The following is a 12,259-nucleotide window of genomic DNA, read 5'->3' as shown; positions in this document are numbered from 1 at the left end:
CAATATTTGAACGGTATGTACATCGGTGAATTTTTCTACCCCTCTGCGCTCAATACCTAGGCTTCTATTGGACTAGAAATTAAATTATAAATACCATCCCAAAGTGCAATACGTTGCTGTAAAGAGGCTTTCGCTACTTCTAAAGCTTCGTTCCATTTTTGTTCATCGTCACCACATAATTCCTCAATCATTTTTAAGGAAAGTGGGCCATGCTCATCACCGTCTAATTCAATATGACGTTTTAAATAGTAGGTGAGTTTGCTATAGGTATTGTCGCTGGTTTTAGACTGATTTATGATCTGAAAAAACATATCAGGAATCACATCTTCACGTCCAAATGTAAATGCAGCGGCAATTTTGTGCGAGGCTTGCGTAGCGATAACCTTAAACGTATAGTTTACAAAAGTTGCTGTAGCTTCTGGTAAGGCTGTAATCTGAGAAGCTTGTGCCACAGAATGTCCTTGTTCAATTAACTGTACAAAGCTTTCAATAGGTTGTGTACTAGCTCCAACTTGCTGCATGGCGTCCAAGTACATTTCATAATGACTTTTAGGTTCTCCAAGTTCATTAACATCGCTTTCTTCCCCTAAAACAATCTCATTAATAAAACGTGAGGTCGCCGGATTCGTTACCGGTGTCCATGGAAGTGTGGTGCAGGTTAATTGATTCTGAAGAGCTTTTAAAAGCGACATAAAATCCCAAACAGCATACACGTGCTGTTCCATAAAAACCTTAATATCCTCAATAGAGGCTAAGGCACTATATAATTTATGATGGTTTAAGGCTTCTCTTAAATCGGCTAACTGGCTTTCTAAGTGTTCAATCGTCATAAAAAATAAGGTTTAGAGTACTAAAGCATTTTGTCTAAATGGAGTTTCTTCATCAGAAGTAATCCCTAAAGCTTCATGTACATAAGCAAAAGTTGAAAGTATTTCTGGTTTTCCATCTACAATGGCCACATCATGTTCAAAGTGCACACTTGGTTTTCCATCTTGGGTAACAATCGTCCAACCGTCGCTCAATTGCTTTACTTTGTGGGTTCCTAAATTAATCATAGGTTCTATAGCCACAACCATACCTTCAATAAACTTCTTACCACGACCACGTTTTCCGTAGTTAGGCATTTCAGGATCTTCGTGCATTTTGCGTCCTAAACCATGCCCCACTAACTCTCTGACAACACCGTAGCCTTGAGCTTCAGTATGCTGCTGAATAGCGTAACCAACATCACCAACTCTGTTTCCTAATTTTAATTGTTCAATACCTTTATAAAGGGATTCTTTAGTCACCTGAATTAACTTTTTAGTTTCTTCAGCAACGTTACCAATTTCAAACGTGTAGGCATGGTCGCCATAAAAACCATTCATTATTGAACCACAATCTATAGATACGATATCACCATCTTTTAAAGGGACATCTGTAGGTAAACCATGTACAACGGCATCATTAACACTACATAATAACGTAGAAGGACAATCGTAAAGTCCTTTAAATCCTGGGATAGCTCCCATATCTCTAATAAACTCTTCCGCTATAGCATCTAAATGATTGGTGGTTACCCCTTCTTTAGTTTCTTTAGCGAGCATCCCTAAGGTTTTAGATACGATAAGGGCGCTTTGACGCATTAATTCAATTTCCTCTGCTGTTTTTACTATAATCATGATTCCTATTATTGAGCGGCAAAGATAGGTATTCCCATTTTCTTGGTATAAATTACAGATAAGAAATAACCTTTTTTTATGAAACTGTGAAAAAAAATGGGGTGTCTTTATTTATGAGACCATTTTCTGATGTCTTAAACAAAGTGGTTTTGCTTTTTTCTGAAAGAAAACGGAACGGCCTTTTAATGAATATCTTGACAACTTAATTTGAAATTTAAGGTTTGGTCAATGAAGCGAGTAATGTGATGATTTACTGTGTTTAAGAATTTTAAATTATTTCCAAAACATGATAAATAACAGTTTATAGGTCCTTTTTGTACTCTAAATTTGTCGCATAAAATATAATTATTATGTACAAAACCGTTACCGCAGAAGAAGCCTTAAAAGTTGTTAAGTCTAATGATCGTGTTTATATTCAAGCTGCAGCAGCAGCCCCTCAATCGCTTGTAAAAGCCTTGTCAGCAAGACATGAGGAACTCAGAAATGTAGAAGTATGTCACTTGCATACCGAGGGTGTTGCGCCTTATGCTGATCCCATATATAAAGACAGTTTTCATGTGAATTCCTTTTTCATAGGAAAAAATGTAAGACACACCTTAAAGGCCGGCAATGGCTCTTATACGCCTGTTTTTTTAAGTGAATTGCCCAGATTGTTTCATCAAAATATATTAGATATAGATGTAGTATTAATTCATGTGTCGGTTCCAGACCGTCATGGTTATTGCTCTTTAGGGGTTTCTGTAGAGGCTACTTTAGCAGCTGTAGATAATGCTAAGATCGTCATTGCCCAAGTAAACCCGCAAATGCCAAGAACTCATGGTGCTGGTATATTACATGTTTCTGAAATCGATTATTTTGTAGAAGCTGACGAAGCTATTCCAGAACATCATATGGCTGAACCGAGTGCTATTGAAAGTAAGATTGGGAACTATGTGGCAAGTCTAATTGAAGACCGAAGTACACTACAAATGGGAATTGGTTCTATACCCAATGCTGTTTTAACGCGTTTAACAAACCATAAAGACCTTGGTTTGCATACCGAGATGTTTTCTGATGGTGTTATCGATTTAATTCTAAGTAACGTCATTACAGGAAATTATAAAAAGATTAATCGTGGTCGTGCGTTGTCTACCTTTTTAATTGGTTCTAAACGCTTGTACGATTATGTAGATGATAATCCTTTTGTAGAAATGCGTGCGTCTAACTACACCAATAATACCTCTTATATTAAGCAAAACCCTAAAATGGTCGCTATTAATTCGGCTATAGAAATTGATTTAACAGGGCAAGTTTGTGCCGATTCTATTGGTTCTAATATGTATTCAGGCGTGGGAGGACAAATGGACTTTATTAGAGGGGCGTCTTTAAGTGACGGCGGTAAGGCCATAATTGCACTACCATCAGTAACTAAAAGTGGTATTAGTAGAATTGTTCCTGTATTAAAACCAGGTGCAGGGGTTGTAACTTCTAGAGCTCACGTGCATTATGTCGTAACGGAATACGGAATTGCCAATTTATATGGTAAAACGATTAAGGACAGAACAAAAGCCTTAGTAGATATCGCACATCCAGATCATAGAGAGGCTATTGATAAAGCCTATTTTGATATGATAAAATAAGTGGCAGGAATTAAAATTGCCACCATTTTTTAGGGGGAGTATTGATTTTGGGTTCTTCGTTGGTGATGAGTTGATAAACTTCTCCCCAACCTAGAATTCCCCCTATATTTCTGTCATCAATAAATAAGTCAGCATGAATTTTCCGACTTCTGTTGGGATCAAATTTTTCTTCAGGAAAACTAGCGTTAACGGCATAGAACTCTATGCCGTTTGCTTTACAAAATTCTACCGCTTCATCTAATTTAGAACCACATCTGTAGGTCCATAGTATTAATCGATGGCCATCTTGCTGAAGACGTTTTAAGGTTTCAAAAGCGAAAATACGCGTTTTACCAATCTTCGGATAGGCGTCATCTACTATGGTGCCATCAAAATCAACGGCTATAATTAATCTGTTCTGAAAATTCATGCTTCTTATTCAAGTCAAGGACAAAAATACAATTATCAAGCTGTTATACAAGACTCTTTTGTGTCATTGCCTTGGGTTGAGGAAGTCCAATTAGTTTTAAAATTGTTGGAGCCACATCACCCAAAATACCATCTTCTATTGATTCTAAATCTTTATCAATTAAAATAATTGGGACTGGATTTGTGGTATGTGCCGTATTAGGGCTACCATCAGGGTTAATCATAGTCTCACAGTTTCCATGATCTGCAATTAAGATGGTGGTATAATCGTTGTTTAAAGCAGTTGTTACTACATCTTTTACGCAAGTGTCAACATGTTCACAGGCTTGTATTGCTGCTTCCATAACACCTGTATGACCGACCATATCTCCATTAGCAAAGTTAAGACAGACAAAATCGACCTCGCCTTTTTCTAATTCCGGTACTAAAGCATCACGCAATTCGTAAGCACTCATTTCTGGTTTTAAATCGTAAGTGGCAACTTTTGGCGAATTTCTAAGAATTCTTGTTTCACCTTCAAACGGGTTTTCTTGTCCTCCAGAAAAGAAAAATGTAACATGTGGGTATTTTTCAGTTTCAGCAATACGAATCTGCTTTTTCTGGTGCTTTTCTAAGACCTCTCCAAGTGTTTCTTGTAAATTGTCTTTGTTGAAAACTACATTTATACCTTCGTACTTATCGTCATAGTTGGTTAAAGTCACATAATGTAAGTTTAACTTATGCATATTATACTCATGGAAATCATTCTGTGATAAGGCCTCAGTTAATTGGCGTCCACGGTCTGTTCTAAAGTTAAAGAAGATTACAACATCATCCTCTTTAATGGTGGTAACAGGAGTGTTATTAGCGTCTGTAGCAATAATTGGCTTTATAAATTCATCGGTAACATCGTTAGCGTAATTAGCTTTAATAGCAGCTGCCACATCGTTAGTTTTTTCACCTTCTCCCTGTACAAGAGCATCGTAAGCCAATTTAACACGTTCCCAACGCTTATCTCTATCCATAGCGTAATAACGTCCAGTTACAGTTGCTAATTTGGCTGAGTTATTTTCAAGGTGTTGTTCTAAATCGGCAATAAAACCGGCACCAGATTTAGGGTCTACATCTCTACCATCGGTAAAAGCATGAACAAAAACGTTGTCTAAGCCGTAATCGTTTGTCGCCTCTAATAATCCAAAAAGATGCTTAATATGAGAATGCACTCCACCATCACTTACTAATCCTAAAAGGTGTACGTTTTTGTTATTGGTTTTAGCGTATTCAAAAGCTGTTTTTAAAACAGGTTCTTCACGTAAGGTATTGTTCTCAACAGCAAGATTTATTTTTACCAAATCTTGGTATACGATGCGTCCAGCACCCAAATTCATATGTCCTACTTCACTATTTCCCATTTGGCCTTCAGGTAATCCTACGTGCAGGCCGTCGGTCCTTAAACTTGCGTTAGGATACGTCGTATATAACGAATCTATAAATGGGGTTTGTGCATTGTCAATTGCCGAAACTTTAGGGTCAGGAGATTTTCCCCAACCATCTAAAATCATTAAAATAACCTTCTTATTCATGTGTCTATAATTTGTTCTTCAAAGATAACACTTACAACGCTAACACAAATTCGTAACGTGAAAAAATTTAGCGTGTTAACGCTGTTTTAAGATTTTTTAAAACATTGATAACCTAGGGGTTAAATATTGTGAAAACCTTAACAAATTAAACGTTAGGGTGTTAAAAAATCGTTATCACTTCCTAATTGCTGTAACACTTGTTCTGATAAGTCGTCTATTTGGTATAATCAAAATATAAACAATCAATTCATTAAAATCTTTCATCATGAAAAAATCAGTAATCGTATTCGCTTTAGCCTTTGGGTTTTCAATGTCAAATGTCAATGCTGTTCATGCTGCAATAGCTTTAGAATCTTATCCGGTGGTCACCAATCCTGTAAAGGTGAGTCCGTTGTGTAAAGCTGTAGCAAAAGGCGACCTACAAGAGGTTAATAAACTTATTGAAGCAGGGGCAGACGTCAATGCAAAATCTAATGGTTTAATGCCCATTCATTATGCCGCAAAATATAACCGTGTAGAAATTATAAAAGCGCTTATCACTGCAGGTTCTGAAATTCACCGCTCATGTGATGCCGGATTTACACCTGTGCGCTATGCTGAGAAATCAAACGCCAAAGAAGCGGCGTCATTTCTTAAGCGTTTTAAAAAATAGTTAGGTCTAAGAGTAGACAAATATTTGAGTTAGTTAGTTTGAAAAGCGTCCGTCAGGACGCTTTTTTAGTTTTATATATTTTTTAACAAGAGCGGGGGCGTAGTGTGAACATTAGAAGCTGAAAAAAGATTTACTTTTGCTGTTTTAAGTTTCCCCCTATGGATTATCAGTTTCAAATATTACCCAATGCAGAATTGCAAAATATTGTGCCCCTTGTTTATGAGCTTAATAATGGAAAAATAAGTTTAGACGTGTTGCAATCGCGTTTTAAAGAGATGCAGCAACAGAATTATGAATGTGCGGTAATTAAGCATAACGAGGCACTAATTGGCGTAACAGGGATGTGGTTTTGTACCCGACACTATATCGGTAAATCAGCAGAACTCGATCATGTGTATATTCAATCGGAACACCGTGGAAGTGGCCTAGGAAAACAATTTATGGCTTGGATTGCCAATTATATAAAAGCGAAAGGCTACCAGTCTATAGAACTGAATACTTACGTGCAAAATTACCCTTCACATAAGTTTTATTATAATGAAGGGTTTCAAATACTAGGCTATCACTTTCTTAAAAAAATATAAACTATTTTAAGAAGGTTAAATCGGAATTAGGAGCCACCTCATACGGCGTTTTATTGTACTCAAATATACGCGCCTCTAAAGTGCCCTGTAAACGAAGGGTGTTGCCTTCGACGGCAATCCAACTTCCTTCCCTTAGTCCAATAACAGGTGGGCTATTGTAAATATGGAATTCTTTTATTCGAGTTTCTCTAGTTTCTCCCATATGGGTACTGCCTTCAATAGGATCTAAATAATGCGGATTGATGTTAAAGGGTACTAAGCCCAAAGTTTTAAAACTTGGAGGGTACACAATAGGCATGTCATTAGTGGTGTTCATGGTTAAACCACAAATGTTGCTTCCTGCACTTGTTCCCAAATAAGGAGTCCCCTTAATAACAGCTTCTTTTAGGGCTAATAAGGCGTTGTTCTTATACAACTGGTCTACTAAAACAAAGGTGTTACCACCACCCACAAAAATACCTTCAGCATTTTTAACCGCCGCTTCAGCATCATCAAATTCATGAAGTCCTCGTACCGATTTACCAATTTTGGCAAAGGCTTTAGCCGCCGTACTGGTGTAATCATCATGAGATATACCACCGGGTCTAGCGTAAGGCACAAACAAAATGGTGTCGGCATTTTTAAAATGAATTTTTAGAGGTTCTAGTAAGTATTCTAAATAACCACTTCCATGTATGGTAGAAGTGCTTGCAATTATAATTGATTTCAAATTTTTAGGTTTTAACGCTTTATTACGGCAAAGAAAATTAAACTTTTTTAAAAGGAAGCTTCAATCATTTAACAAATTTTTACTATTCAATTTCTGTGTCAATTCAAGAATAAACCCGATTTTTAATAAAAGAATCAAATTATGAAGAAAACATTACTCTTATTATTCGGGATTTTTACCCTTGTAACTTACGCTCAAAATATAGATCGCGTTACTGTAAAAGGTAGAATTGTGGTCTCCATAGATGAAAAAGAAGGTGTAGCTGTTTTTAATTCTTCAGCTAATAAAGGGACCTATACTGATGCTGATGGAAACTTTGAGCTAGCCGTTGGTTTAAATGATGTTATAGAATTTGGAGCACTTCAGTTTAAAGATTTTACCGTGGTGATTACAGAAAAAGTTATTGCCTCTAAGCGTCTTACCGTTATTTTAGTGGAAGAAGTTAATAAGTTAGATGAGGTGGTCTTGTTACCTTTCGATTTAACGGGGAATTTATATACCGATTTAGAAAACGTGCGGACCTATAATGTAAGTTTAGACGATGTGTATTTTGGCTTAGACCATATTGAAGATTTTGAGTTTTCTGCCGATTATAAAACTAAGGCAGATAACCTTGCTTTTAACGAGTACCATCCGCATATGGAGCATATGTTAGACTTGGTCAATGTGGCCGGATTTTTATTAAAACAGGTGGTTGATTTAGATTTTAAAGGGTCTAAGACTAAAGATGAAAAGTTAAAAGAACTCACTCCTTTTAAACAAGCTTTAGATACGTTTAGCGTCAATTATATTCACAATAATTTTGATATACCTTTAGAACAAGTGGAGGCCTTTACGGATTATGTTGAAGCACAAGGTGTGGATCCTACTTTATTTGAAGAAGGTAAAGAAATGCAGCTTCTAGAGCGTATTTCACAATTAAGTAAAGCTTTCTTAAAGGAGAATAGTGCAAAAGATTAAACGATTTCTTTTTGGTATTGCTTTTCTCAGTTTTGTTTGGGGCCATGCACAGCGGGTTGATCTCAAGGGGCAACTTGTGGCAGAAGCAGAGCTTGAAGGTTTACATATTCAAAATAAAACCGCAGCAGAATACACCATTTCTCAAGACGATGGGCATTTTATAATCCCTGCGAAAGCGTCAGATACCTTAATTATTTCTGGGGTTCAATATAAAAAACAAGAAGTGATAATTACCGCTTCTATGGTAGCGCTTGGACAATTTGAGGTATTCATGGAAAAAAATGTAAGTGAACTTGATGAGGTTGTTGTGGGCAAAATTTTTACAGGAAGTTTGACCTCTGATATTGAAAACTTAAACCTAAAGCCTGAAGTGAATTTTTACGATTTAGGAATTCCAGGGTATACAGGAAAACCGTTAACCCAAAATGAGCGTAAACTTTATGATGCTGATGCCGGCGCAATGGTAAGTCTATTAGGAGGTACCAATGGTTTAGGACCAAGTGTAAACCTCCATAAATTACTAAATAGCATTAGTGGGCGTACCAAAAAATTAAAAGCTATTGTAGAATTAGATAAACGAGAGGGCTGTATCAATCGCTTAAAGCGCGATTATGAAACTTTCCTTTTTGAAAATGTAGACCTCGCTGAGAACCTGCGTACAGAGTATTTTCTTTTTTGCCAAGAAGATGAACGCTTTCTAGAGCTTTGTCAAGAAAATAATGACATTGTCTTAATCGAGTTTTTACAAGAAAAGCTTAAAGTCTACCAAGGGCATAGAAAATCATTTAATAAAGAGTAATTTTGAGCACACTTGTAAACTTTTGAATTCCCTTAAATAAAAATGAAATCCATCCCCGTTTTAATCGCATTTCTCATTTTGCCATTTTTGATGTCTAATGAGGCAGAGCATGAATATTATGTGAGTGTTACCGAAGTAGAGTATGTTCAGAAGGAGCAATCACTTCAAATAATCACTCAAATTTATACCGACGATTTCGAAACCTTAATTCGGAAACGTTATGATGACAGTCTTACTTTAACCTCAGAAGATGAATCTGAATTGGTAGCGGTATATATGGAGCGTTATTTAACCGATAAATTAAGGCTGAAGGTTAATGGAGCTGAAATCAAATTTAATTTCTTAGGAAAAGAATATAAAGAAGGCATTACCTATTGTTATTTAGAAATTGAAAATTTACCCGCTATACAATCTATAGAAGTTACTAATCAAGTTCTTTTTGATGTCTTTGAAGACCAAGAAAATATTGTTCGGTTAAAACTTTTAAACCAAAATAAAAGCTTCCTACTCGTTCCAGAGAAGGATACCTGCATGTTAAACTTTAAGTAAAACACTACCAAAACCGCCATAAATTATTACTTTAGGCATCACTTTTTAATAACACTAACAATAACTATGAAATTACTTAAGTACGTTTTATGCGCTATGCTTTTTACCTCGTTTAGCACATATGCTCAAGATGAGGTAAAACCAGAACGCCAGCAAGGGCATACTAACCAAAACAAATTCAAGCAATTATACGACGAGTTTTCGACTCCAAATGTATTTAGAACAGGATCTGGAGCACCAGGACCAGGGTACTATCAGCAACAAGCCGATTACCAAATGGACATCGAAATCGATGATGATAACGCAAAGTTATACGGTGATGAAACCATTACTTATACCAATAATTCACCAGACGAGCTAAATTACCTTTGGGTACAGTTAGACCAGAATATGCGTGCGGGAGATTCTAAAACGCCATTGATTAATAACTCTGTGATAAGACCTGTTGCAATCTCTTCTAGTGTGGTAAAATCTTACTTAAAAGAATCTTTTGATGGTGGTTTTCATATAGAGCACGTAAAAGACGTTAACGGTAACGATTTAGAGCATACAATTAACCGTACAATGATGCGTGTAGAGTTACCAAAACCAATGAAATCTGGAGATAAATTCTCATTCAAAATCAAATGGTGGTATACCATTAATGATTATATAAAGGATGGTGGACGTTCGGGATACGAGTATTTTGAAGAAAACGATAATCGTTTATACGTTATAGCTCAGTTTTATCCACGTATGGCTGTTTATAATGATGTAGAAGGATGGCAAAATTCTCAATTTTGGGGGCGTGATGAATTTGCGTTACCATTTGGTAATTTTGACGTAAATATCACTGTGCCTGCAGATCATATTTTAGATGGTACAGGGGTTTTAACCAATAGAGAAGAGGTGTTCACTAAAGATATGATGAAACGTTATAAAAAAGCGAAGAAATCATATGATGAACCTGTAATGATAGTAACACAAGATGAAGCTGAGAAAGCAGAGAAGTCTAAAAGTAAAAAGAAAAAGACTTGGAAATTATCTGCTAAAATGGTGCGTGATTTTGGTTTTTCAACCTCTCGTAAGTTTTTATGGGATATGATGGCTGTAAAATTAGGCGATAAAGATGTAATGGCGGTATCCTTATATTCAAAAGAAGGAAACCCTTTATGGGAGCAATGGTCTACTAAAGCAGTTGCGAGTACATTAAAAACGTATTCTAGAATGACTTTTGATTATCCTTACCATAAAGCAATTTCTGTTCATGCTAGACAGCAAGGTATGGAATATCCAATGATTTGTTGGAATTATGGTCGTCCGGATAAAGATGGTAGTTACTCAGATAGAGTAAAATACGGAATGATTAGTGTTATTATTCATGAAGTGGGGCACAATTGGTTTCCAATGATTGTAAATAGTGATGAACGTCAGTGGACATGGATGGATGAAGGTTTAAACACTTTTACGCAATATGTTGCAGAACAAGATTTTGGCGAATGGTATCCTACAGCATTATCTAAAAATGATAAAGTATATCCTTCAAGAAGAGGACCTGCTAAAAATATAGTAAGATATATGGGAGGAAAGCAAGATTATATTGCTCCTATTATGACTAAAGGTTTAAATACTTACCAATTTGGTAATAATGCTTATGGTAAACCAGCTACAGCTTTAAATATTTTAAGAGAAACCATCATGGGGCGTGAGCTTTTTGATTATTCATTTAGTGAGTATGCTAACCGATGGATGTTTAAACACCCAACACCAGAAGACTTTTTCCGTACTATGGAAGATGCCTCTGCTGTTGATTTAGATTGGTTCTGGAGAGGATGGTTCTATACTACAGATTACACTGATATTGGTGTTAAAGAAGTGAAGAAATTTGCCGTAACATCTACTCCTAATGAAAATGGAAAGAAAATAGCTGAACGTAATAATATAGACCCTAAAAGTTTAGTGTATTTTATTGCTGAAGGTGAAGAAGGTTACGAAGCATCAATGAAGCGTAATGAAAGCATAGATGATTTGCCAACTGTAAAAGAATACATTATGGATAACTTTACGCCGGCACAACAGAAGGAAATGAAAACGACGCCTAAATTCTTTTACGAAGTTACTTTTGAAAAGCCAGGCGGGTTAGTAATGCCTTTAATTGTTGAGTATACTTATGCAGACGGAACAACGTCTAGAGAAACGTACCCAGCACAAGTTTGGAGACTTAATGATCAAGAAGTGAGTAAAGCTATTGCCAGTGAAAAAGAAATTGTAAGTATCGTAGTAGATCCTGATTTAGAAACTGCAGATGTTGACACTTCTAATAATTCTTGGCCTAAAGAAGTTAAATCAAGCGACTTCGATAAGTTTAAGCAAAAAGTGAGAAACTAAATATTATAACATAAGTTTAAGCCGACTTTTTTTGAAGTCGGCTTTTTTATTTCTTTATTTGAGGTGCATTATTCACAAACTCACTTTATATTTGCAACGTGATACAACTACAAACATTTTTATTTATTGGAGGTACTGAAATCGTCTTTATACTATTTATAGTTATATTGGTATTTGGTGCAGACAAACTTCCCGAAATCGCACGTGGACTCGGTCAGGCAATGCGTCAAATTAAAGATGCTACCAATGACATTAAGCACGAAGTCACAAAAAGTGCTCAAGACAATAGCCTTATTGATAATGACGTTACTAAAAGCGTTAAAGACGAATTAAATAAGGTAAAAGATGATCTTGAAGATTTTACAGGATCGCTTAAGCGCAATCAATAA

General features: G+C 36.1%; 13 protein-coding genes. 8 read left to right on the top strand and 5 right to left on the bottom strand.

Features of this window, described 5'->3' with window-relative positions:
• Positions 1-56 precede the first annotated feature (56 nt).
• Both DFQ08_RS13685 and map read right to left on the bottom strand, forming a co-directional pair.
• Positions 57-830: a DUF3050 domain-containing protein gene (locus tag DFQ08_RS13685; RefSeq protein WP_114310603.1), complete on the bottom strand. Its 774-nt coding sequence runs from the start codon at positions 828-830 to the stop codon at positions 57-59.
• 12 nt (positions 831-842) lie between these two features.
• Complete coding sequence (gene map, locus DFQ08_RS13680) at positions 843-1,661, bottom strand: type I methionyl aminopeptidase (protein ID WP_114310602.1); 819 nt, start codon at positions 1,659-1,661, stop codon at positions 843-845.
• A gap of 350 nt (positions 1,662-2,011) precedes the next feature.
• Here map and DFQ08_RS13675 point away from each other — a divergent pair, with 350 nt between their 5' ends.
• Complete coding sequence (locus DFQ08_RS13675) at positions 2,012-3,280, top strand: acetyl-CoA hydrolase/transferase family protein (RefSeq protein WP_114310601.1); 1,269 nt, start codon at positions 2,012-2,014, stop codon at positions 3,278-3,280.
• Positions 3,281-3,290: 10 nt separating this feature from the next.
• Here the strand turns inward: DFQ08_RS13675 and DFQ08_RS13670 are convergent, their stop codons facing one another.
• Complete coding sequence (locus DFQ08_RS13670) at positions 3,291-3,689, bottom strand: BT0820 family HAD-type phosphatase (RefSeq protein ID WP_114310600.1); 399 nt, start codon at positions 3,687-3,689, stop codon at positions 3,291-3,293.
• Between the two features lie 43 nt (positions 3,690-3,732).
• A complete protein-coding gene (gene gpmI / locus DFQ08_RS13665; protein WP_114310599.1) occupies positions 3,733-5,250 on the bottom strand; it encodes a 2,3-bisphosphoglycerate-independent phosphoglycerate mutase in 1,518 nt (505 codons plus the stop codon).
• A gap of 265 nt (positions 5,251-5,515) precedes the next feature.
• Between gpmI and DFQ08_RS13660 the strand changes: the two genes are divergently transcribed.
• Positions 5,516-5,902, top strand: a complete 387-nt coding sequence (locus DFQ08_RS13660; protein ID WP_114310598.1) for an ankyrin repeat domain-containing protein — start codon at positions 5,516-5,518, stop codon at positions 5,900-5,902.
• Positions 5,903-6,060: 158 nt separating this feature from the next.
• The gene (locus DFQ08_RS13655; protein ID WP_114310597.1) at positions 6,061-6,486 is read left to right on the top strand and encodes a GNAT family N-acetyltransferase; all 426 of its coding nucleotides are present in this window, start codon (positions 6,061-6,063) and stop codon (positions 6,484-6,486) included.
• Position 6,487: 1 nt separating this feature from the next.
• On the opposite strand, the gene pepE is transcribed toward DFQ08_RS13655, so the two are convergent.
• Positions 6,488-7,195, bottom strand: coding sequence for a dipeptidase PepE (pepE, locus tag DFQ08_RS13650; RefSeq protein WP_114310596.1), 708 nt, complete (start codon positions 7,193-7,195; stop codon positions 6,488-6,490).
• Between the two features lie 141 nt (positions 7,196-7,336).
• On the opposite strand from pepE, the gene DFQ08_RS13645 reads away from it, so the two are divergent.
• The 5 genes from DFQ08_RS13645 (at position 7,337) to DFQ08_RS13625 (ending at position 12,259) form a co-directional block, all read left to right on the top strand.
• Positions 7,337-8,155 (top strand): peptidase associated/transthyretin-like domain-containing protein, encoded by an 819-nt coding sequence (locus tag DFQ08_RS13645; protein ID WP_114310595.1) that lies wholly within the window; start codon positions 7,337-7,339, stop codon positions 8,153-8,155.
• Positions 8,142-8,954, top strand: a complete 813-nt coding sequence (locus DFQ08_RS13640; protein WP_114310594.1) for a hypothetical protein — start codon at positions 8,142-8,144, stop codon at positions 8,952-8,954. The genes DFQ08_RS13645 and DFQ08_RS13640 overlap by 14 nt, the downstream gene beginning before the upstream one ends.
• A gap of 42 nt (positions 8,955-8,996) precedes the next feature.
• Positions 8,997-9,503, top strand: a complete 507-nt coding sequence (locus tag DFQ08_RS13635; RefSeq protein WP_114310593.1) for a DUF6702 family protein — start codon at positions 8,997-8,999, stop codon at positions 9,501-9,503.
• Between the two features lie 66 nt (positions 9,504-9,569).
• Positions 9,570-11,870, top strand: a complete 2,301-nt coding sequence (locus tag DFQ08_RS13630; protein WP_114310592.1) for a M1 family metallopeptidase — start codon at positions 9,570-9,572, stop codon at positions 11,868-11,870.
• Positions 11,871-11,968: 98 nt separating this feature from the next.
• The gene (locus DFQ08_RS13625) at positions 11,969-12,259 is read left to right on the top strand and encodes a Sec-independent protein translocase subunit TatA/TatB (RefSeq protein ID WP_114310591.1); all 291 of its coding nucleotides are present in this window, start codon (positions 11,969-11,971) and stop codon (positions 12,257-12,259) included.

The organism is Winogradskyella arenosi (assembly GCF_003337305.1).
GTDB lineage: Bacteria > Bacteroidota > Bacteroidia > Flavobacteriales > Flavobacteriaceae > Winogradskyella > Winogradskyella arenosi.
The sequence above is the reverse complement of the archived record's forward strand: the minus strand, read 5'-3'. Positions and strand labels throughout refer to the sequence as shown.